This is a genomic window from Oscillatoria sp. CS-180 (assembly GCF_028330965.1).
Lineage (GTDB): Bacteria > Cyanobacteriota > Cyanobacteriia > Phormidesmidales > Phormidesmidaceae > Halomicronema.
Map to the genome: position 1 here is coordinate 47,515 of NZ_JAQMUB010000071.1, position 22,156 is coordinate 69,670.

General features: G+C 49.7%; 15 protein-coding genes. 6 read left to right on the top strand and 9 right to left on the bottom strand.

Going from position 1 to position 22,156, the window contains the following annotated elements; translation table 11 throughout:
* Window positions 1–20: 20 nt before the first annotated feature.
* Both hpsA and PN498_RS17325 read right to left on the bottom strand, forming a co-directional pair.
* Window positions 21–4,859, bottom strand: coding sequence for a hormogonium polysaccharide biosynthesis protein HpsA (gene hpsA, locus PN498_RS17320; protein WP_272064283.1), 4,839 nt, complete (start codon window positions 4,857–4,859; stop codon window positions 21–23).
* Between the two features lie 366 nt (window positions 4,860–5,225).
* A complete protein-coding gene (locus tag PN498_RS17325) occupies window positions 5,226–6,194 on the bottom strand; it encodes an ABC transporter ATP-binding protein (RefSeq protein WP_272064284.1) in 969 nt (322 codons plus the stop codon).
* 117 nt (window positions 6,195–6,311) lie between these two features.
* Between PN498_RS17325 and PN498_RS17330 the strand changes: the two genes are divergently transcribed.
* Window positions 6,312–6,458, top strand: coding sequence for a hypothetical protein (locus PN498_RS17330; RefSeq protein WP_272064285.1), 147 nt, complete (start codon window positions 6,312–6,314; stop codon window positions 6,456–6,458).
* 169 nt (window positions 6,459–6,627) lie between these two features.
* Here the strand turns inward: PN498_RS17330 and PN498_RS17335 are convergent, their stop codons facing one another.
* The 3 genes from PN498_RS17335 to PN498_RS17345 form a co-directional block, all read right to left on the bottom strand.
* Window positions 6,628–8,271, bottom strand: a complete 1,644-nt coding sequence (locus PN498_RS17335; protein WP_272064286.1) for an ABC1 kinase family protein — start codon at window positions 8,269–8,271, stop codon at window positions 6,628–6,630.
* Between the two features lie 42 nt (window positions 8,272–8,313).
* The gene (locus PN498_RS17340) at window positions 8,314–9,558 is read right to left on the bottom strand and encodes a lipid-A-disaccharide synthase-related protein (RefSeq protein ID WP_272064288.1); all 1,245 of its coding nucleotides are present in this window, start codon (window positions 9,556–9,558) and stop codon (window positions 8,314–8,316) included.
* 497 nt (window positions 9,559–10,055) lie between these two features.
* The gene (locus PN498_RS17345; protein WP_442951429.1) at window positions 10,056–11,444 is read right to left on the bottom strand and encodes a gluconeogenesis factor YvcK family protein; all 1,389 of its coding nucleotides are present in this window, start codon (window positions 11,442–11,444) and stop codon (window positions 10,056–10,058) included.
* Between the two features lie 370 nt (window positions 11,445–11,814).
* Between PN498_RS17345 and PN498_RS17350 the strand changes: the two genes are divergently transcribed.
* From PN498_RS17350 to PN498_RS17365, 4 genes are all read left to right on the top strand, one after another.
* Window positions 11,815–12,648 carry an ABC transporter ATP-binding protein gene (locus PN498_RS17350; RefSeq protein WP_272064290.1) on the top strand — a complete coding sequence of 278 codons (834 nt, stop codon included), beginning with the start codon at window positions 11,815–11,817 and terminating at the stop codon, window positions 12,646–12,648.
* Window positions 12,649–12,829: 181 nt separating this feature from the next.
* Window positions 12,830–14,047 carry an MlaD family protein gene (locus PN498_RS17355; RefSeq protein WP_272064292.1) on the top strand — a complete coding sequence of 406 codons (1,218 nt, stop codon included), beginning with the start codon at window positions 12,830–12,832 and terminating at the stop codon, window positions 14,045–14,047.
* A gap of 608 nt (window positions 14,048–14,655) precedes the next feature.
* Window positions 14,656–15,249: a hypothetical protein gene (locus PN498_RS17360; protein WP_272064297.1), complete on the top strand. Its 594-nt coding sequence runs from the start codon at window positions 14,656–14,658 to the stop codon at window positions 15,247–15,249.
* 166 nt (window positions 15,250–15,415) lie between these two features.
* The gene (locus PN498_RS17365; protein WP_272064299.1) at window positions 15,416–16,249 is read left to right on the top strand and encodes a Cof-type HAD-IIB family hydrolase; all 834 of its coding nucleotides are present in this window, start codon (window positions 15,416–15,418) and stop codon (window positions 16,247–16,249) included.
* 366 nt (window positions 16,250–16,615) lie between these two features.
* Here PN498_RS17365 and PN498_RS17370 read toward each other — a convergent pair whose 3' ends face one another.
* From PN498_RS17370 to PN498_RS17380, 3 genes are all read right to left on the bottom strand, one after another.
* On the bottom strand, window positions 16,616–17,986 hold the full coding sequence (locus PN498_RS17370; RefSeq protein ID WP_272064301.1) for a hemolysin family protein: 1,371 nt from the start codon (window positions 17,984–17,986) through the stop codon (window positions 16,616–16,618).
* A gap of 207 nt (window positions 17,987–18,193) precedes the next feature.
* Entirely contained in the window at window positions 18,194–18,460 is a 267-nt protein-coding gene (locus tag PN498_RS17375; protein ID WP_272064303.1) for a hypothetical protein, read from the bottom strand.
* Window positions 18,461–18,620: 160 nt separating this feature from the next.
* A complete protein-coding gene (locus tag PN498_RS17380) occupies window positions 18,621–19,199 on the bottom strand; it encodes an Npun_F5749 family FMN-dependent PPOX-type flavoprotein (protein WP_272064305.1) in 579 nt (192 codons plus the stop codon).
* A gap of 388 nt (window positions 19,200–19,587) precedes the next feature.
* Between PN498_RS17380 and PN498_RS17385 the strand changes: the two genes are divergently transcribed.
* Complete coding sequence (locus PN498_RS17385; protein ID WP_272064307.1) at window positions 19,588–20,712, top strand: calcium/sodium antiporter; 1,125 nt, start codon at window positions 19,588–19,590, stop codon at window positions 20,710–20,712.
* Here PN498_RS17385 and PN498_RS17390 read toward each other — a convergent pair.
* Window positions 20,669–22,126 carry a glycoside hydrolase family 13 protein gene (locus PN498_RS17390; protein ID WP_272064309.1) on the bottom strand — a complete coding sequence of 486 codons (1,458 nt, stop codon included), beginning with the start codon at window positions 22,124–22,126 and terminating at the stop codon, window positions 20,669–20,671. The two genes, PN498_RS17385 and PN498_RS17390, sit on opposite strands and share 44 nt — an antisense overlap.
* Window positions 22,127–22,156: the final 30 nt, after the last annotated feature.

Below are 22,156 nucleotides of genomic sequence, written 5' to 3' on the forward strand. Positions count from 1 at the left end.
TGCTGACAAGGTTTGTTTCATTATTGGGGACAGAACTGAGGGAAAACCTTCGTGCCATTATCAGTCGCACACTTCAGATTCTCGGTGTAAGGGTCATCGGAAGGTACTTCGCGATAGTATTCACTGCGCTCTTGTCCAATTTGATTGAAACGACGAGCGGCAGGGGCCGGTGGCACGTATAGCAAACCGACGTCGAAACCCCATCGACGATTAGGCGGTTGATAGTGGTAATAGTATTCGCCAACATCACCAGGTATGGTCGCATCATCAGGCTCCCAAGCGTCTTGGTCAAATGGACCGGTAGCGCTGGTTGAAAAGCTGAGCTGAATGAAAGAACCCGAGATAAATAGCTCTTGTCCTGACCAGTCCTCCAAGAAGCGAGGATAGTTGTGAAGACCGCCATAGCTCTGATTGGGGCGCTCAGGCACGATGCCGCTGACAAAGACAGCATTGACGTAGGTTGGCGTTGCGTCGTTGATGTTATTCCAGCGATCGCCATTCTCCTCCATAGAAATGAACTGGTTATCGTTGGTGAGAACATCGTAGTACTCATTGGCAGGCTGGTTGTTGGGCTTGATATAGAAAGTTCCATTGCGGTCAACCCAGATTGGCGACGTATCAACACCAGGGTCTTCTCGTAGCCAAGGCCCGTTATTTCTTGGACGGTTTAGCGCAGCATAGGAAGAGTCCGTTGAGTTATTCCCTTGAAAAGCATCGTCAATGTCACCATCTTCGTACCCCAGAGAAAGAATAGACAGTGCGTCCGCTAGAATTTCAACTGGTCTCCAATGGTCGACATTAGGATCTGCAAAGGTTTCTAGATTAAGTTCATCGGCTTCTCTATCGTTGTAGAAGTTACCCGGGTTGAAGTTAGGTCTGTTTTGCAGAGTATCCGTGAATTCTTCGACAAAGTTAGCCCTTGTTCCATCAGTGCTGTGCAGGTTGAAGTCTCCCTGAATGTAAGCAGCATTGTCGGTCACGAAGGTCATACCAAAATCACGACTCGATACAGTATCACCTCGGAAATCAGCCGGGTCACCGCTTGCTGTCTTAAAGCGGAATCCGTGAGGACGACGATCTGGATCGGGTAGAAAATCAACAGGCTTGATGCTAACGTCGTTCTTCTGCAAAGGAGGATCTTGTACGACTGGGGTCCCACCGCCTGGACGAACAATCATCTTGCAGGCATTAACGGTCTCGATATTGAATCTGACTGGGTTACCTCCTGCTTTGCCATCACAGTTCGCGGCTCCAGCATTTGCAGGCCGTACAATTTCATCTTCTCGAACGGCATCTTCGCGGAAGGCATAAACAATTCCCTCAGTCGCAAAATCAGTATCAATCGCCGGATCGTCTGGTTTTGCAGTGAGCCAAAAGTCACCGTTAGTTCCACCAGGGACAGTTTGAGTTGTCAGGGCATCGATATCAATATCCAATACGCGAATCGCAAGCTGCTCTCGCCCATTGAACATGCCTTTATCTAGGAAAGCAACATCAGAAGCAGTGTCAGCACCAATCTGGATCCTAAAGGCTTGATCCGTAGCATTGGGATCAGTCAGTTCTGTGCTCGCCGATGCCGCCGTTGCTGGAATGACCCAACTCGCAGGCGTAGTAAGCCCTGGCTCTCCGGCAATAGCGCTGGGGTCAACAACCCCATAGATCTCTGTGCTGCCGTTGGTCGTAGTAATGTAAGTGTCCCCACCGTATTCCTCAGCCGATTGATCGTGATTGACCGTAACAGCCGGTTCAAACGTTAGATCGGTTGAAGCGTTCAAACTAGCTCCGGTATCGCTTTCCCCATCTTGCTCGTGGGCAGAGTAAGGGAACACGTAATACAGTGCAGGATATTTGGGAAGGTCACTACAGAGGGCCATTGCTAGCCCAATTTTCTTGTTAGCGCGATCAACGGCACCGGTGGGTACTGCTGAAAACACGTCAGGGTCGCAGTAGAGCTTGTGAGAAGCCGTTCCAATGGTGGCGACGTTATTAACGTTGGGATCCCACCCATAGTCGTTAATTGCTGTTTCGGTTGAAAGCGGTACTAAACCCCCGTCTTTAAAGCCCCAGATGCGATCGCGCCGCGCCTGAAGTGCCTCAGATAACGTGCTGGCGTAGTTGATGCTGGCAAGCGGAATATCATTACCAAAATTGCCTCCGTTAAGCTCTACTAGAGCTGCCAGAAGAAGCTCTTCGGATGTGAAAATATTGTTTTGATAGTAAGTCGGATCAACACCGTTCACTCCATTGTTTCTAACTTGGTTGGTGTTGAGGTCAATTAGATCTCCAGGGTCTCCAATGTTGCCATCTCCGTCCCGGTCTCCAATAGTGATGGTGTAAGTATTTCCGTATTCGCCTTCGTACTCGGGCTCCTCACCCACGATGACTGCGATTTCGGGATTAATCTTAATGCTTATGCCATTGACGACTTCAGTAGTGTCATCGTAGACGCCGTCTACCAGTTCGTAGATAGTTTCGCCCAACTTCTCTAAAGTGGCAGTTTCATAAACCTGCTCTTTAATCGCTTCTAAAGCATTCAAGTTATAAGCCAACATGCTGAGCGTGCAGGCCGCCGTATGAAGAGTTGACTGATCCGCAGGACTGAGAGCACTGTAGGCAACTGCTGGAGTCCCATCAAGTTGCTCATCAACGATGCGGCGAGCTATTGAAAAATCTCCCCACATACTCATTAGCGGATAGGGGTGAATGTTCGCATCCTGAACAGGTGGAAAAGACGGTGCGCCGCCGTTTGGATCACCCGCGAAGCGGACTAAGTTTCTTAAGGCTGTGCCCAAAGGTTGGCCGCTGGCTATTGCACCGGCAAATTCAGCACCAGTGTCAAACGTATCTGGGTACTGGAACTCCCATCCGTTGGTTCCGTTACCTGTCAAAAAGTCGGTTCGCAGGGGCGCATTGGCTCCGATTGCTGGCTCTGTGTAATCATCCCAACTCCGGAACTTACGGCTGTTGATGATAGCTGCCTCCGTACCCGGATGAGCGGTCAGCGCCATACACGCCGCTGGAAAATCACCGCCCAGATCGTAGTGGTATACCGCCATACTTTGAACCGCCGCCAAATTGTCTCTCAGCGCTTTGTGCTGGCGATATTGGTGATCGCCGCTGATCTGAGTATTAGCAGTCAGAGTAGTTTTCTGAGCTTGGGGGGGATAGAGTGGATCACCAACCGCAGGTCCCGTCGCGGTGCCGTCACTCGGGTCATATCCCCAACCGTTGGTATTGCCCAGCTCAAACCGTTCTCCAACGATTAGGCGCAGACCGCTCCGAACAGCCTGTCGTTCCCAATATCCGTCTAGCCCATCCTCTGCGTTTATCAATTTGGCGTACGTAGCAGGATCAATATTTTGACCCACAGTATTGTCGTCGGCTGGATCAACGGTTCCTCTATCCAAAGAGACATTGAGATCGCGACTGTCATAGCGAGGCTTAGGCCCCCAGCGATTGTCTGCCCTGAAAAAGTCGTCTACATAGGGTCGAGCCGTCTCGTCATTTCGGATGCGCTTCTGCTGCACGAAATCTGAGTCATCCCAACCATCGCGTCGATTCCAGTTATCTGGGTTGATGTGCTCTGTTTTATCTTCTAAAAACAGAGCAATCGGATTCATCGCAACGTCCGCAGGTCTTCCGGCCCCTGCAATGGAGTGATTACCTTCTGTCAGAAAAGTCCCCAATATAGGTTCCTGGCCCCGACCATCGAAAAGGTGAAACTCGACGTTGCCGCCTGAGAAGTTGTTGTCCTTTAACTGACCCTTGATTGCCTGCCCTTGAAAGGCTTCAATGCCCGCGTTTGCATCCGCTGTGACTTCGCCTAAAGTAATTTCTGAAGCATCTTCCGTGTAAATACAGGAATTGTGAGACGTCACCATGTAAGACGTGATTTCCCGAGCAACAATGAGGCTGCCGTCGGTGTGCATTGCCCCATTCCATTTGAAGTCGGCACCTGGAAAAATACCTAGGTCATACCGGAACCAAGCGCCCCATTTGTTTGCTCTGGAAGCAATTCTAGACTGCTGAAACTCTAGGGTTTCAAAGGCTTGATTAGCAGGGTTAGAGTTAGCGACAAATACATTAACCTGAAAATTCTTTTGAATATTGCCTTGAGCTTCTGTCCACCCTCCTTCCAGGTCAACCGCAGCAGCATTAGGGCATTCGCTCCCTGCCAGAGTAGTTGCTAAAGGGCCGGTGCGAGTTACCAGGGCTTGAGCCTTCTCATTAGTAACTTGAGCCTGTACATCAATGTCAGACCCGCCGCTGGGATCAGGAGCCTGATGGTCTACTAAAATAGAGTAAACAGCGATTTCCTCATCTTCAGCGGTGCCATCACCGTTAATATCGGTCTTGAAACTCCATGCGTTGTCTCGCTTTCCATCCCCGTTGAGGTCAAGGCGAGTTTCGTCAGGTAATGTGTAGGCATCAGTAATGCCTGCTAGTGGCTGTAAGGTTTCGCCGGTGACAACACCACCTGGAAGACGGTCGGTCTCCGGCAGCATCATATTGGCTAGAAAGTCGCTGTTGGGTGTAGCCGTGGGATAGCGATCGTCTTCTCGAAACAGGAACTCTAGTTTTGCTTTGGCGCGGTCAATGGCAGGGGTAGCTGAGTTGTAAATCACTTGTTGCTCGCGCTGACCAATTACCTGAGTGCTGCGAGTGAAGGTGCGGTAGGTCAGAGCACTAACGGTGAGCAGCACCATCAGTACTAGTAGCAACGTTGTGGGAAAAACAAATCCGGCTTGAGGCGTGCGCCGTCCCGTAAGACGGAACAGAAGCCTTAAGAGGCTCTGCATAAACCGCTTTAACGGCTGCCGGGAGTTTGATTTTCGAGAATAGTGACGATCTGAAGACATAGTGGCTCACCCTAATAGCAAGTCAGAGCGACGAAACGATAGCAGGCTTTCGCAAAATCAAAGCAAAACGTCTGGCAGCCCCATACTAGCTAACCAGCGAAAAAAAATGCCTGATTGACTCGCTTTATGCAACTTCCTGTAGTTAATGCTGTGCAGCAAACTTATCGTTAGCTACAACAGGCGCAATCTATAGTCCTGATGGATAATCGTTAACCTCTTACAAAAAGCAACCTTTTGTAAAGGTGTCGTAAGTAAAGCCTACCCATATCTTTTAGCAAAACAATCAGTACACGTCAAAGAAAAATTAACCTATTCATAATTGCATTATGTCGGTGTTTTCACGGAGTTTCGGTGACGGAAACTCCCTCAATGCCGCTGATTTATTTGCTCTAGAAAAAATTCTTCTAGTGTCGGGCGGGCTAATTGTAGGCGAACTACTTTGCCTCCCATACCTCGGAGGCTTGATAGAAAATCATAAGGCTCACCATTGAGCATTCCATGCCAAAGACCGTGCTCAAACTGGAGTCCTGACAGCCATTTCTGAAGCACCTCAAGGTTGCCACCCCGACCCGCAACTCGATAGCTGGCAGAGGTGCCTAATAGTTCATCTAGCGTTCCGGTACAGAGCAAATCTCCTTGATCTAACAGGGCTACGCGATCGCAAATGGTCTCCACATCCGACAAAACGTGGCTGTTGAAGAAGATGGTTTTTCCCCGCTCTTTAAGCGCTACAATCACCTCCCTGACGCGAAATCGCCCCGTCGGATCCAGCCCTGACATGGGCTCATCCAAAAAAACAACCTCAGGGTCGTTGATGAGTGCCTGGGCTAATCCCACTCGCTGGAGCATTCCCTTGGAGTACTTCTTCAACGGCTTTTTATGAATTGCTTTGGCGTCAAGACCAACCATGTCCAGTAGAGCGGCAATTCGCTGTCGCTGCTCTTGATGTGAAAGCCCAAAAATACCAGCCGTGTACTTCAGCAACTCGGTGCCTGTCAAATAGTCATAGAAGTAGGCGTTTTCGGGTAAGTAGCCAATGCGATGCTTGAGAGTGCGATCGCCGATAGGCTGCCCCAACACCGTTGCTCGACCGCTAGTCGGGCGGACAATGCCTAATAGGATCTTGAGTAGAGTCGTTTTCCCAGCACCGTTCGGACCCAGTAGGCCAAACGTCTCACCAGGCTGTACTGTCAGACTGCATTGCCGCAAGGAAGTGACTCGCTGATTGAGCCAAAATCCAGTGCGGTAAGTTTTTGTAAGATTGTGCGTCTGGACAACGGCTGGCGCAGCTGGCTGTTCTGGAGCATCGACAAAGCTAGGAAGTGAGGCACTCATTGCGATAGGATTTTATGTCACGCTAGTGCTGAACAGGAGCATTTTCAACCGCGATAGGATTAGCCGCGGCGAATGGCTCCTCCAAATTGTATTCAGGTTACCGGAAACTGCACCGCTATGAACCGTTCTAAAGTTGTTGCGATTGTTACTGGAGCGCTATCTTTGCTGCTGGCGATCGGATATTTGCTTTTGGTACAGCTCCTTGATTTTCGGGGTGAGATGCTGCCTGCTCCCATTGGCCTCATGTCAGGATTCCACTTCTAGCTCCTTAGATGCGCAGACTTGGAGAAATGCGGGTGTGGGTATGCCTCGAACAATACCGCTCTGCGCCACTGATAAGGCTAGGATGATCAAATTCCTGCCCAGACAGAATTCCAGCGTCTTTAATTTCCTACCGATTGACTGTAGCTGTCCTTAGCGATTTACAACTTCGCTACTTTAGCCGACCTGATCGCAAAATACTCACCACTAGCCATAATCCTAAAAACGTTGCTGCGGCGAACAGGATATTGCTGAGAATAATGCCCTGAGAGCTTTGTTGATTGGTAGACACGATCGCGGCGCCTACAATCAACGAAGCAACGACCGTACTGTAGGCGCGACGATTAGCGGCATCGTCAATGCTACGACGGAGTCCTTCTAAACCGCTGAGACTGACATTCCACTTCAGGGTTTCTGAGCTGAGGCGATCCAAGAGGAAGGCAAATTGACGGGGTGATTCTAGAGAGAGGTTACGGAATTCAAGCCCTGTCCGTAGCAGGGACTGAGCTAGATCATCGCCGGCTATCTGCTGCCGTAGCAGATCTGCCATCAGCGGGCGCACTTCGGAGAGCAAATTCACCTGAGGGTTGAATTGACGGGCAGCGCCTTCTAGATTGGCGAGGGACTTGGTGAATAGTCCTACGTTCGCAGGCCAGCGCAAGTGATTGCGAGTACCGGCTTCTAGCACTTCACCAAACATCTCTGCGGTATTCACCTGTTCCAAACTAAGACCGTAATAGCGTCCCATCAAACGTGTGAAGTCACTCTCCAGTTTTGAGAGGTCGGTTGGCTGTAGCGGCTCGGTCAGTTTCAGGGTGAGTTGAGTACAGCGTTGAGCATCAGAGCTGGCGATCGCTAACACCATTTCCGTCATCGTGGCCCGAGTGCGTGGGTCAAGACGCCCCATCATGCCGCAGTCTAAAATAGCGATGCGACCGTCCCTTAGAAAGAAAAGGTTGCCTGGATGAGGGTCAGCGTGGAAAAAGCCATCAACAAAATATTGCTTGAAGAAAGTCCGAAAGAGCAGCGTTGTAATCTGTTGTCGCTTGCGCTCAGCTTTTTCGGAAGTGTCTTTGGCGACAGGCGTAGTGAGGATAGGCGCACCATCCAGCCATTCCATCACCATGATCTTAGAGTTGGTCAATTCCCAAATAATTTCGGGGACAACAATCTGGTTGGAGTCGAACCAAGGACTGCTATGCAGATTACGCCGTAGCAAGTCGGTATATTCGGCCTCAGTGCCAAAATCCAGCTCAGCCCGGATAGCTTCGCTAAACTCATACGCTAGCTCTACAACGTTATATCGCTGACCAAACTGAGTCGCTGACATGAGCCGAGCTACATCTCGAATCAGCGCCATGTCCCGCTCAACGAGGTTTTCGATGCCAGGACGCTGTACCTTAATGGCGACCTGACGCCCCCCCTTGAGAACGGCGCGATGGGTCTGCCCAATAGAACCGGCTGCGATCGCTGAATATTCAATTGACTCAAATAACTCTTCTGGGGGACGCGGCAAGTTCTGGCGGATGAACACCTCCATCTGACTAGCCGGAACAGGCAAGACTGTTGACTGTAAGCTGCTGAGTGCCTCAATGTATCGGGGTGGCAGCAAATCAGGGCGAGTACTCAGCAGCTGTCCAAATTTGACGTAAACGGGGCCTAGTTCAGTCAGGATGTTGCGCAGGACTTCAGGTGTTGGAATTTCAGGCTCATCAGCTTTACCCCCACTCAGCAGACGCCGCATGTAGTCCCAACCGTTGCGGAATACAACCTCAATAATTTCGCCCTGACGGGACATGCGAGACGATGCCAGCATTGAGCCCTCCAATACACCACATTTAGATGCTAACGAAACTGCCTACACAATAGAGGCTTCTTTCGAGATATTATCTAAGGCTTCTAGGATTTTGTGAGCGATCGCGTCTGAGCCGCCGGGTTCGCCCACTCGTTCTCGTCCATTCACCTTGCAAAGGTCTAAATAGTCAGCATCGTCGAGAATCTGATCGATTTTGCGAGCTGCAGACAGAAGGGTTTTGCTATTGGCAGGACGAGTACCTACCGTGATCACTGACTTTCCTAAAAGCCGCATCTGAGCCTCAGCGAAGAGATAGGTGAACTGAGGACCAGGTCCCGGAATTTGAACGATGGGCTTGCCTAGGCCGACTGCTTGCTCGACAGCGGTCCCTGCCATCCCGATGACCAAATTGCACTGATGTAGAATGTCCGCAAACGCATCGTAGTGATAATAAACGATGATGTTTCGCTTTTTGAGCATGCCGACTTCGCTGGCGTCCCAGGCATCTGTTTCGGCTAAGGTTTTGAGGTGATCGCGAGTGAAGCTCGGCACTAAAGCTGCATGGAAGTGGGCTGGTCTTAATGGGGCGATCGCTTGGCACAGTTCCAGCATCAGGGAGAAGTTGACCTGAGCTTCTGGTAAGCGACTACCTGGCAGGAGAGCAATGAGTGGTGCTTGAAACGGGATATCGAGCTTTTTTCCAGTTGGTGCCAAGACATCCATGATGGGATAGCCCAGAAACTGAGTCCGGGTAAACCCTCGATTGATAAGATCTTTGGCGGTGTAGCGATCGCGGGTCAGAACGCCCAAACACTGCGGCGATTTCATGCCCCATTGCGCTAGCCAAGGAAGCTTGACCATGCCCTCGTAATAGCTGGAGGTACTAACGAGGAACACGACAAAGGGACGACCCGTTAACCTTGCAAACAAGATTGGCACAATGTCACCACAGGCAAACAGTAGGTCACAGCTGGGGCTGTATCGCTGTACGGCCTGAAATTGTCTCCAGGTCAAGCTGATTAGCCCTGACAGGAGGTCTTTTAGAAGACTAACGGGATTTGTGTCTCGCCACCAGTTCACTGGATTTAGGAAGCGACCAAAATTGATGTAGTTGAACCCGCCGGACGGCAATTGCCGCGTCGGGCCAACAATTTTGACTCCCAACCTTTTGTAGGCGTTGCCTTTGCCAACAATGGGCATTGCCGCTACCTCAATCTCTGGGTCAATTCGGCACAAGGCTTTGAGCACCAGGCTAGCGTTGAGATCTTCACCATGTCCATTACTTAGAAACAGTACCCGCCTGGTCATACCCGTTCCGCAGTAACTCCTCAATAAGCGTACAAGAAACAGAAACCTGGTTTCTGCCTTATGTCTCAGAGTTAAGGGTTTGCTTGGTAATTTGCTGTGAAAATATAGCTGGGTCTTACGCATGTGCCCCTGCATTCCCAATTTTGGGACGTTGAATCCGGCTTCTTCCTATTTGGGGTTTGAAGGGCCACCGGATTCAATTGCGTCAGGCCTGATAGCTTTAGTCAGCTAGACTTGTGCACCCAATAGCATTTGGGTGCTTAAGAGAGTTCTAAACCAGAAATTACCTGAGAAAGCTAAGGTAATAGGTTGGCGGTTGACGTCAGGACACCCAACGAAATAGAGGCTTTGAGACTGTTGGGGGCTCGTTCCTCAACACCAACCTCCGTGGGGATATTGATGACTCCAAAAACGCCTCAGCGCATCGCTCAGATGGCTTGTCGCCTTGTCCCAACGGAACCGGCGACGCTCGAATGCAATGTGCTGAGAAACGGTTACTACCAAAGACCTTGAGTGCGGGAATACCAACGCATCAGCACTCGGGCTAGTCGCTGGGGATGATGACGTACGGAGCCATGGGATGACTCTTCCATGACATTAGCAAGGATAATCCGACGTCCGGAGATAAGAACGGCATCCCGGTCTAGATAGACTGATTCGGCGCCAACTTTGGCATAGCGCTGCTGAGCCACTTCTGATGGAGAACGGCGCTGTACTAGCACCGCGTCGAACAAAGGTCTGCCGCACACTCGGTCGATCGCACGAATGTGGTCGGACACTGCATATCCCTGGGTTTCGCCAGGTTCGGTCATCACATTGCAGACATAGATACGAGGAACTTTACGCTGGGCGATCGCCTCTACAATCTCGGGGACTAGCAAATTAGGAACGATGCTGGTGTATAGACTCCCTGGTCCAAAGACAATGAAGTCCGCTTCTTGAATAGCCTTGATTGCTCTAGGCAGCGCTGGGGGATTGCTAGGCGTACATCCGATATTGACGATACTGCCCGCTGCTTCAGGAATTTTAGATTCTCCTTCAATACGGCGACCGTCGCTTAGCTCAGCCCAAAGCCTGACATCACTTAGGGTTGCGGGTAAAACCTGACCCCTAATTGCCAGTACTTTGGAGCTGGCTGCGATCGCCTGTTCCAAATCCCCTGTGATATCGTTCATTGCGGTCAGAAACAAATTGCCAAAGCTATGGCCCACTAAACCTGCTCCTGCCTTAAAGCGATATTGAAAAAGTTCAGTCAGCAACTTCTCTTCGTCTGCTAGGGCTGCTAGACAATTACGAATATCCCCTGGGGGAAGGACACCAATCTCCCGCCGTAGTCGTCCAGAAGATCCACCATCGTCGGCCACTGTCACAATAGCAGTGATGTTGTAGCTGTATTGCTTCAGCCCCCGTAGCAAATTTGAAAGTCCAGTCCCTCCTCCGAGCACAACAACCTTGGGTCCTCGTGAGAGACGTCGCTCCTGCATGAGCACGTCGACGAGTTCTGCCTCATTGCCGGGAAGCAATACTTCAGTAATGGCTCCGAGGGTTCGCGTCTGTCCCCATAGAATGAAGAGCAGTCCGAACAGAATGGCTAGAGGCCCGCTGACATAATTGGGAATCAGCGTTGTGACAAATCGTAGGGCAGATCCCAAGAACTGTACGGTGCGAAAAATGGGCGTGAGTCGTAGAGAAATTAAGACTCCCAAGCCGACCAGCAAGACACCACTAACACTGAGGAGTAGCCACCGTTTTACCAGGAGTCCTGGTACTAACCACTTTACAAATTGGGAAACTGAGCGAGGAGACCGGGGTGCCAACCAGAGTGTTTCGCGACGTAAACGGCGCAGAAACTGAGAGAACGTTTTGTTCAAGGCGTTGAAGAACATTTCTTAAACAGCGGCTCTATGAGGACTCAAAGCATGGCGAGGACGAACCGGGCGAAGCTGCGACGAATCATATCTCAAAGCTTGGGTCATTGGCTAAGTCACTTCGAACTTAACCCATGACTGAGGATTCCTTTTTCAGCCTGTTAATCTCTAGCATTAAAGGGGGTGGGTGTAGCCATAATCACGGTCAGTTCTCAACCTGTCCTCTCTAAAAACCCCTTTTCATCATTAAGCCTTGGCTAAAGCTAATCTATTAGGGGACATCCTAAATAACCTATTGTTGTTTGCGATCGCGCCTGATTCCAATCTGAGTTCTTGCAGCCAGTTCGAAACTGACTTCTAAGCAGTCATTAACCATCCCATTAGCTCTATGGCAGACACCTTATTCAACACCGATTCAAATGATTTATCTCCGGACTGTGGCTCAGATGAACCGCTGGTTGACTTACGGAATATCAGCAAAACGTTTGGATCAAATCGTGTGCTAGATGGTCTCGACCTTGAGATGTACCGGGGCGAGGCGATCGCGATCATTGGTCCATCGGGAACCGGAAAATCAACAATCCTGAGAATTATTGCCGGGCTGCTGTCAGCAGATGCGGGTGACATTTATATTTCAGGACAGCGACGGATAGGACTCATCGAAGACTCTCAGGACCCTGTGGGCATTGGGATGGTTTTTCAGCAGGCTGCGCTGTTTGACTCTTTGACGGTAGAAGAGAACGTCGGTTTTTTGCTCTATCAGCACTCCAATTTGTCCAATCGTGAAATTCATACGCTGGTGGACGATGTTTTGGAGATGGTGGGCTTGCCGGGGATTGGCGATCGCTACCCAGCTGAGCTTTCGGGCGGTATGCGGAAGCGGGTCAGTTTTGCTAGAGCTATTGTGTCTAACCCTCAGAATCCGACAGATCGCCCTGCTTTGCTGCTTTACGATGAACCGACGGCTGGTTTGGATCCTATTGCCTCTACGGTGATTGAAGATCTGATTCGGGATATTCAGAAAAGCCGTGGGTGTAGCTCGTACATTATTGTGACCCATCAAGACAGCACAATCCGCCGAACAGCAGATCGGGTGATATTCTTGCACCAGGGTAAAATTCAGTGGAGTGGAGCGATCGCAGACATTGATAACACTGACAACCCGTTCGTTCGTCAGTTTTTCAGCGGCAATGTTGAGGGGCCAATTCAGCTAGTCCATTAACGGATGCGCTAGTGCATCTATCTAAAAGTTGGGTCTATTCTCGCTATTGAGTAAGCTATCAGTACCGCTCAATCGAGAACGTTATGAGTTTCTTGCAGTTCGTAGGGTTAGTGCTCACCGATATTGAACCGGTTTATCTCGGATGAGCCTTTTCTGACTGTGTGGTGATGGGGATATTAAAATGCGGGCACGGGGAATTCGAGAAGGATCTGTAGGACTGCTAATTTTGGTTGGTGTCATTCTTTTCGGAGGTTTGGTGATTTGGCTACGGGGGCTAAATCCAGGTAATCGGGCCTACCGAATGACCGTCATCTTTCAAGACACAACGGGCATGCAGCTTGGCACATCCGTCAGATATCGGGGTGTTCCGGTTGGTCGGGTTGTGGAGATCCGTCCCAGCAGCAATCAAGTTGAAGTTGTGACAGAGATCACGCAAGCAGACCTTAGAATTCCTGAGGAAGGGATTCGGATTGCAGCTAATCAATCTGGCTTTATTGGTGAAACAACCGTTGATATCACGCCTATGGTTGAGCTGCCAGAGGCTGAACAAGCGGTGAGTCCTACTGGGCCCGACTGCGAATCGGGTGCCATTATCTGTGATGGCGATCGCCTGGATGGCGTTACAGGTGTCAGTTACGAATCTTTACTCCGGTCTGCTGAAACTTTGGCAAATACTTTTGCCGATCCCGCTTTGATTGATGATTTAAAGGGGACGCTCAATAACGCCGTAGTTTTGACAGACCAAGCAACTCAGTTGACAGATGAATTGACTCAGTTGACGTTAGCAGCTCAGGATGAGGTTAAGCCTGTCAGTGACTCACTTCAGCAGGCGACTAATAGTGCAGCAAGTGCGGCTCAAGAGATTCAGCTAACAGCGTCTGACGTCCGCAACCTACTGGAAGTGAATCGATTTAGCTTGACGACAACCCTTAACAACATCAACCGCGCTAGCAATCGCCTTGCCAACCTGGCAGAGACCGTTAGCTTCGAGCTAGAAGACGGTGAATTTATAGACAACTTAAGAATTCTGTCGGCGAATGCAGCTGAAGCGTCTGCTAACTTTCGAGATGCCTCTGTTGATGTGCAGACGCTGACAGGATCGCTGAACCAATCTGAGAATGTCTTGCTGATTCAGCAAACGCTAGAATCTGCCCGAGATGTTTTTCAAAGTGCTCAAAAGGTCCTTTCAGATGTTGATGAAGTGACGGGCGACCCTGCGGTGCGAGATAGTCTTCGCGATTTAATCTATGGTCTCCAGGATCTACTATCCAGTGCTGAAACCCTAGAAAAACAGGCGGAGGCAGCGATCGCTTTAGCGTCTTTGACGAGTACAGTTCCTACAGCCGCTACGCCTGCTCAGATTCCTGCTGAAACGAATGATGCCGCCGTGCCGCAGTAGAGATACTGGGAAACGCCTGCAGGCATGTATGAGCCCCTGCCCCAGGATGAAGTTCATCTGGGGAATTAACCTGTTTATGTCACGAGCGATGATAGGCAAGCAATGACAGGTATAGCCGTCGCCAGTTCTGTTAACAAGACAGCAAGCTATTGGGTTATGGGCTAAGACTCAGATGCTGTTGGGTGCATAAGCCTATATGGTTAAGGCTATATTCGGTTGCAACTACAAAGCTTTAGTAAAACTTGGCGTCAACGCTCCGTTTGATTACTGAATACTGCTTAGAGTTGATATAGACAGAACTTACGCAGTTGAATCCGGCTTCGACTCTTAATCCTCACATATGGGGAAGCCGGCTTCAATGTCCCCTAAATTTTAGGGGATGCAAGGGGACCTATGTAGACGTGGTTTGTAAGTCCTAGGTGAATTTCCGGATAGGCTACTGAAAACTGATGAAAGGGTTGAAATTGGGATGTGTATCTTCTATGACCTTACTCCTGTTGCTTAAGTACAGTTCAGAGGGAACAGGGAACACGGAGTAGGAAACAGGGTGTACTTGTTTCTCTTGCACACCGCTATAAACCATGTTCTGGTCTGGAGACGCCTTTTCTATGCGTGCTATTTTGCATCGTCCTCATTCTGCTCTCCCTAGAATTTCAGAAAAATCGGATTGGATAGAAACTCAGCAGCCTATTTCGAAACGTCCGTTTTCTGTTGTTCTCACCCTTGCCTGCGACGTCATGCTGCTGCTGACCACCGTCGGAGCTGGCCTTTTGCTGTATGCTCTAATCGTTTCAGTATGGCCGCCAGCAGGCAGCGTTGTAGAAAGAGACTTGGTCAAATGGATGCCGCTTAGCTCGATCGCCACCTCAGCCGCATGGTATTTGTTCCGAGATGTTCTACGGTGTCAGCAAGCGTCCAGTACGCTTCCTTTCGACTATACAGAGGCTATTTTTCAGCAGATCTATTGGCGGCGTTTAGAGATCATTTTATGGGCGATCGCCTCCAACCTTGTCCTGCTTTGTCTCTGTCTGCTTTTACCGGCTCAACCGTTTATTTCCAAATTGTTTTTGTCGAGCGTTGTCGCGCTGATCGCTCTGGCTGTCCACAAAAGTATCCCCACTCAACGTCTGGCGTTTTCTGCTGCGACAGGGGTGTTTTCTGCTGCAATGTTTTTGATTATGATGGCTGGATTCCTAGGCTGATGAGGCTTCCTAGCGGCGGCTTCAAACATAGTTATAGCTTTAGCCATCTAGGCTTGTGTACCGAATGGCATTCGGGTGCTTAGTAGCTCTTGGGCTTAGACAGGCCCCTTGTGTTTTGGGGCAGTTGTGGGGCAGGCTCTATGTGGATCATTTATCCTCCAGCCGCATGACAAATATTCGATTACTGGTGCTCGATATTGACGGTACGATCGCGGGCCGCTCCAATGAGGTGACGGATGGCGTTAGAGACGCGATCGCTGAGGTGCAGGCTAAAGGCGTGCAGGTCGCGATCGCGACGGGCCGCATGTATCGCTCTGCCCTTCGTTTTCATCAAGCTGTACGATCACCCTTACCGCTCATGTCTTATCAGGGAGCGCTGATTAAGGACCCCATTGCAGGTAAGGTTTACCGCCATACACCTCTATCCCGCCAACATACGTTGGGTCTGCTGGCAGAACTCGCTACTTTGGAGGCTGAGGACAAGCTCTCCATTCATCTCTATATCAACGATCAGCTTCACGTCCGACAAATCTTAACGGATACCAAGGAGTATGCAGCGCGATCGGGAATTGAACCTATAGCCGTCGGCGACCTGGCAACGTATCTTCAAACGGAGGAGAGCATTGAAACGACTAAGCTATTGGCTTTAAGCCCAGATCCGACTGTCATTACCGATTTACTGGCCCAGTTCAAGCAACTCTACTTGCCAGAAGAGTTGTATCTGACGCAATCCGTCGCGACTTTTTTCGAGGCGACTCATCCTCTCTCAAACAAAGGCTCAGCGGTTCAATATTTAACGGAAGATCTCTTGAATCTAAACGCTGACCAAGTGATGACCGTCGGTGATAATTTCAACGATTTTGAAATGATTCGCTATGCCGGCGTAGGAGTCGCGATGGGAGATGCCCCCGATGGTGTGAAGGCGATCGCAGATTGGGTTGCTCCTAGTGTTGAGGAGGATGGCGTTGTTAGCGCGATCGAGCAATTTATTTTGGATTGAAACAAACTTGGCGTTGTTGTTACCAACTGTTCAAGATGTGCAGCAAAGCCTCCATCGCAGGAGGGTTGAAGCGGCTATTGCTGCTTTCTGATGAGGCTTGAAGCTTGGGGGGCAAATAAAAATCTCTTTAAAATCAGAAAGAGCACCGACGACTGGCCGTGTTTCGTCTCGGTGCTCTGACTGGTTCGCTCCTCACACAATAGAATCGTAACCGAAAGTCATCTGGTTGTCACGACTTGTACATACTTCTGTAATTCAGATTTTCTTATCGGTTGTCCAGTCCGTATTAACGTGAAAGACCTCTGTAGCTTTCAGTGCACTAAGGCTCTGTGATAACCTTGAGGCCCACAAAAGAAAAACTAACAGCTATACCTTTTTTGCCTTGACTTCCAAGACTTTGGGGCCATCAACATTAGTTACAGTCCATTCATACCCGCTGTAATAAACCCGATCGCCTGTATTCGGGATCTTCTGTAGCTGATGGATAAGGAATCCTGCGAGAGTCTGATAATCTTCCTCGGCAGGTAGCTCTACACCCAAAAGTTCATTGACTTCTTCAATATAGGTCTGAGCTTTAACACGGTAGGACTGGTCATCCAGCATACTCACCAGAACCTCGACATCTTCCTCAAGCTCGTGACTGTCCCCGATAATCTCTCCAGTTACGTCTGTCAGGGTTAACAGCCCTGCTGTGCCGCCGAATTCGTCTACGACCATCACCATGGATTTGCCAGACTTTTGCATAATCTGTAGCAAATCGTGTAGTTGAGTATATTCAGGGACAAAACGGGCCGGGCGCACCCAACTTTCAATGAAGCTTCCTGGCATCGCTTCGTGCCTGGCCAAGGGCCCAATCAAATCTTTGAGCGACAGAATACCGGAAACATCGTCTAAAGATTCACCAACGACAGGAAACTGCGAATATCCGGTTTCCGCAATCGTGTCAAGGACTTCCTGCAGGGTGCATGTTTTGGCAAGAGCTGTGATCTGAGTTCGAGGGATCATCACTTCTCCAGCAGTAACATCGCGGAACTCGAAGACGTTATTGAGGAGTTCTCGCTCTTCTTCGTCCAGGCCAGGGGATTCTGTTGAGGTGCGGATAATCAGCTGCAATTCTTCGGGGGTGACGCGGCTGTACCAGCTTTGGCTACCGGTGTATTGAATGCCAAATACCCGTAATAGCCAGCGGGTGGATTGATTGAGCACCCAGACAAAGGGCATAAAGAGTTTGGCAATCGTTAGACTCGGAGGTCCCAACAGACGAGCTAACTGCTCGGGGTATAGCATTGCCACAGCTTTGGGACTGAGTTCTCCGAGGACGATTTGGAGATAGGCGATCGCGATAAAGGCAAGCGGTATCGCTATAGAATGAGCAATCGTACCGACCATCGGAACCGTGAAAGATACCTGACGAAACAACTGCAACAGCACTGCGGCAATGGTCGATTCCCCAATCCATCCCAAGGCTAGGCTAGAAAGGGTAATGCCAATTTGAGTTGTTGATAAGAGACGGTCCAGACTACGTTGGAAGCTTTGTACGGTTCTAGCTTGAATGTCACCTGCTTCGGCTAGCTGATTGATGCGCGATCGCCTAACGGACACAATCGAGAATTCAGCGGCCACAAAAAAAGCATTGATCCCAATCAGGGCCAGAACTGACAATACCCTCACCACGATAGCAGCGCCAGTCAAGCCTGACGAAGCAACGTCCAGCGGTACGTCTGTCTGAGCAAGCATTTTGAATGTAAAGAAGTGTTAGATAACAAATAACCCAATCAAGATTATTCTCAAACAGACAACGGGCGTTGCAAAAGAGTTATTGGTTGTCGGCAGTCATCGTAATTCAGACCAATCGCCTTTACCGTTCTGGATTAGGGAAAACTTGAGAGTGTCTCAAAGCGTAATCACAACGCCACTTTGCGTTTCCAGACAGTGGATTAAATGCTATTGGCCGCTCTCAGCCGGGGTTCCTGACATTCTAAGCTTGACGTCTTGAATGATCTCTTGTTCATCGCGGAGCATCGGACCACTGCTAGTCGCTGGAGATGCCTGATCAGATGCAGCGCTACTGGCTGGTCGTGTGTCAGGCTGGCGCACCCCGGTGAGAGCTTGGCGCCCAAGCGCGTATCCCCAAGAGGAGCTAACAACGCCCGCTCCTATCATTAGAGCCAGCAAAATAGTCGTAAATGCAACGGCAGGACTAATTCCCATCCTGGCAAATACTCCGAATCATTGTGTCCACATATCATATTAGGTATTTTGTTTTGCGACTAGCAATTATTAGACTCTGCAATACCCTGAACCAATCTGGAGACTTCTCCAAACTGTCTCCAGTCAAATTGGGTATGCACCCTACCTATAGCCTTGCTAATTACGGATTCACTTCTAAACTTTTCCAAGAACCATCCGATTGGCGCTGGTATTGATAGCGATTTTGCGGCTCACCCCTCAGTTCGAGATGGTCAACGATATCTGGATCAAGCATGAGGACAATAAAGGTATCTAGAGGCGTCTGTTCATCCAGTTCGACCGATTCATATCCTTCAGATACTCTAGGCTTACCAGGGTGGGGCCAAGCAAACTGCTGTCTAGCTTTGTCAGATATTTTTTCCCAGACTTTCTGCCGCATCTGATCAGACTCCGCTTCTTTGCCAACGGTCTCTAAAATGGCTACCTTGCCCCCCAACCTAAACTGCTCACGAGTCTGGGTGAAATACCAGCAAAGCTCAGCGTAGGGATTTATCTTTAGGTGCTCTAGTTTGTCGCTGCGGCGATCACTAATAAACATGAGGCGATTGGTTTCTGCTTCAAAATCCCGAAAAACGATCGTCCGATTCGCTGGACGACCGTCAGGCCGAACGGTTGCGAATTGGGGATAACGACTGTACGGACGACTACGGTTACGATGTAGGGCGCGGGCTAAAGGCGATCGCCAAGGCGCAAGAGACATAGGGCAGGAGAATGGTCTTTAGCTGTGCAGATATACAGTTTACAGAATGGGCGATAGCTGTTCGCAAAACGAGGATCTGAAATACAAAGAGTGCTGCCGATTGATTGGGATGTGTTCTAAGGTTCACGTTGAATGCAGAATTTGACATAGCATGGTAGTCAGGGATTACTGAAGAACCGAATGATTCCAGACCTACAGCTGCCTAATTTGAATATCATGCTCCTACACAAGTGGGGCAATGTTGACACAAGGATCATTTGGCAATGGCTAACATCCTCCTTCTTAGGCAAGCAATTGCGTAATGGGCATGATTGGCTTCTTGTAAGCTACCGCAACAGATTCACTGCGTCGTCTGTTCACACCAAAAAAAGCTCTACGTGACATTGCTATGAGTTTTCCTGTTTTACTATCGTTGTTGCTGGGCTTTGTGCTGCTTGTCGCTGGCGCAGAAGGTTTTGTCAGAGGTGCAGCCAAACTGGCGGCTGTTATTGGCCTATCCCCCTTGGTCATTGGTTTGACTGTAGTGAGTTATGGCACCAGTGCGCCTGAGTTGGCTGTCAGCCTACGAGCTAGCCTTCTAGGACAGGCTGAAATTGCTTTGGGCAATGTGATTGGCAGCAATATTTTCAACATTTTGATGACGCTGGGTATTGCCTCTCTGATCGTGCCTTTAACGGTGGCTCAGCAGTTAATCCGACTCGATGTCCCTATCATGATTGGCGTGACGGGGCTGATGCTAATGTTTGCCGTTGATGGCGAATTGGGGCGTTTGGATGGCTCTATTCTTCTGATAGGCAGCATTGTGTACACAGGCTTCTTAGTCATTCAAAGCCGCAGAGAGGTCGATGAAGAAGTTCAAGCCGAATATGAAAGGGAGTATGCTGGCACCTCTCAACGAGGCTGGAAAGACGCTTTTCAAAATGTCTCGATTTTAGTAGTCGGGCTAGTGATGCTAGTCATTGGTGCCAACCTGCTGGTGTTTGGCGCTACCGAGGTCGCAGAAGCGATGGGAGTCAGCCAGTTGATTATTGGTCTCACAATTGTTGCCATCGGCACCTCTTTGCCGGAGTTAGCCACTTCTGTGGTGGCCTGCTATCGAGGGGAGCGAGATATTGCGGTCGGCAACATTGTTGGCAGCAATATCTTTAATATTCTGACGATTTTAGGTGTGACAGCAACAGTGACCAGCGTCCCGGTCTCTAGCGCTGCCATCAGTTTCGATATTCCGGTTATGCTGGCCGTTGCGATCGCCTGTCTTCCTATTTTCTACACGGGCAATCGCATCTCTCGTTGGGAGGGGCTACTATTCATCAGCTACTACGTTGCTTACAGTGCCTATTTAGGATTAGACGCAGTTGGGCACGACCAGCTTGGACTGTTTAGCAATGTCATGCTGCTTTTTGTCATCCCCCTCACAGTGGTGACATTGCTTACGATTTTGTTTCGGCGTCCGAACGGCTTGACTACGGCTAAGCAGAAGCAAGCTGAAGCAGAATCCCGCCGGAACGACTAGGAATCGCTATCTGGGTTTCTGCCTGGGTGATCTTTATGGGACCGTAAAGAACTTGGTAGGTGCTCTGTGCGGACTCTTCATAGTCCGCTAGGTCGATATGCATCTCCTTCTCGCCAGTATTGACGAGTACAATCAACGACTCGTCAGCCTTTTGTCGCTGAAAACCGTATAGGTGATCAACGGTAATGAAGGGACGATAGTCACCGATGCGCAAGGCAGCGTATTGATTGCGAATACCGATTAAGGCTTGGTGGTGCTCTAGCAGAGACTTGTTCCATTGATCTTCTGCGGGAAAAACCTTTCGACAATCTGGATCAAGTCCACCATCTAAGCCAACTTCGTCGCCATAGTAAACGCAAGGAGCGCCAGGGAAGGTCATTTGAAGCAGCACGGCTAACTCCAGACTCTTTTGGTCGTCGCCCATTACGGTCAAAGCCCGAGCAACGTCATGGCTGGAAAGCAGATTGAGTTGAGCGAGCTGAATTTCCCAATCATACAAGGACAGCAAGTTTTCCATCTTGGCACGATAGCCCGCTGCATCTAAGGCCGGATAAGGATAGTACTCTGGGCTTTCGGCATGTTCTATGGCAACGCGATCGCCTGCTGCGAAGGCCATAGTGGGGCCAGTAAAGGGGTAATTCATGACCGCGTCAAACTGGGTGCCGTCTAACCATTGCTGAGCGGGTGTCCAAATTTCACCAACGATGTAAGCTTCAGGATTGATGGCTTTGATGCGATCGCGAAACTCTTGCCAAAATCCTGGCACTTGTACTTCAAATGGCACATCCAACCGCCAGCCATCAATGCCCTGACGAATCCAATATTCGCCAATGCGCATGATGTACTCACGGACAGCAGGATTATCGTGATTGAACTGGGGCAGCGCTCGATTATTGACCCAGCTAGTATAGTTGGCAGGCATCGCTCCGTCATAAGCTGACAGGGGCCAACTGGTGACTTTGAACCACTCTAACCAGGGAGAATGCGGACCATTTTCTAAAATATCGTTGAAATAGAAAAAGCCTCGACTCGCGTGGTTAAACACCCCATCTAAGACGACTCGAATATGCCGTGAATAAGCAGCTTCTAATAGGTCTTGGAACGCTTCGTTACCACCTAAAAGCGGATCCACTTGATAATAATCATGAGTATGGTAGCGGTGATTACACGTTGACTGAAAGATTGGGGTCAGATAAAGAGCGGAAATCCCCAAATCTTTCAGATAATCTAGCTTTTCAGCAATCCCCCATAAATCACCACCTTTGTAGCCCGACAGGGTAGGAGGACTGTCCCAAGGTTCAAAAAGAACTGCCATCTCAGGATGATCAATATGACGTTGAGTACGCGCAAACCGATCAGGAAAGATTTGATAGAAAACGGCGTGCTTAACCCACTCTGGCGTCTGAATGCTCATAATACGCTCTCTTGTCTCCTCGCATAGGCT

Bases quoted from the DNA above. Each gene is read 5' to 3' on its own strand.
- PN498_RS17380 (WP_272064305.1), bottom strand. From the start codon at position 19,199: ATGTCTCTTGCGCCTTGGCGATCGCCTTTAGCCCGCGCCCTACATCGT.
- PN498_RS17325 (WP_272064284.1), bottom strand. From the start codon at position 6,194: ATGAGTGCCTCACTTCCTAGCTTTGTCGATGCTCCAGAACAGCCAGCT.
- hpsA (WP_272064283.1), bottom strand. From the start codon at position 4,859: ATGTCTTCAGATCGTCACTATTCTCGAAAATCAAACTCCCGGCAGCCG.
- PN498_RS17355 (WP_272064292.1), top strand. From the start codon at position 12,830: ATGCGGGCACGGGGAATTCGAGAAGGATCTGTAGGACTGCTAATTTTG.
- PN498_RS17360 (WP_272064297.1), top strand. From the start codon at position 14,656: ATGCGTGCTATTTTGCATCGTCCTCATTCTGCTCTCCCTAGAATTTCA.
- PN498_RS17365 (WP_272064299.1), top strand. From the start codon at position 15,416: ATGACAAATATTCGATTACTGGTGCTCGATATTGACGGTACGATCGCG.
- PN498_RS17340 (WP_272064288.1), bottom strand. From the start codon at position 9,558: ATGACCAGGCGGGTACTGTTTCTAAGTAATGGACATGGTGAAGATCTC.
- PN498_RS17375 (WP_272064303.1), bottom strand. From the start codon at position 18,460: ATGGGAATTAGTCCTGCCGTTGCATTTACGACTATTTTGCTGGCTCTA.
- PN498_RS17350 (WP_272064290.1), top strand. From the start codon at position 11,815: ATGGCAGACACCTTATTCAACACCGATTCAAATGATTTATCTCCGGAC.
- PN498_RS17385 (WP_272064307.1), top strand. From the start codon at position 19,588: ATGAGTTTTCCTGTTTTACTATCGTTGTTGCTGGGCTTTGTGCTGCTT.
- PN498_RS17335 (WP_272064286.1), bottom strand. From the start codon at position 8,271: ATGCTGGCATCGTCTCGCATGTCCCGTCAGGGCGAAATTATTGAGGTT.
- PN498_RS17390 (WP_272064309.1), bottom strand. From the start codon at position 22,126: ATGAGCATTCAGACGCCAGAGTGGGTTAAGCACGCCGTTTTCTATCAA.
- PN498_RS17330 (WP_272064285.1), top strand. From the start codon at position 6,312: ATGAACCGTTCTAAAGTTGTTGCGATTGTTACTGGAGCGCTATCTTTG.
- PN498_RS17370 (WP_272064301.1), bottom strand. From the start codon at position 17,986: ATGCTTGCTCAGACAGACGTACCGCTGGACGTTGCTTCGTCAGGCTTG.
- PN498_RS17345 (WP_442951429.1), bottom strand. From the start codon at position 11,444: ATGTTCTTCAACGCCTTGAACAAAACGTTCTCTCAGTTTCTGCGCCGT.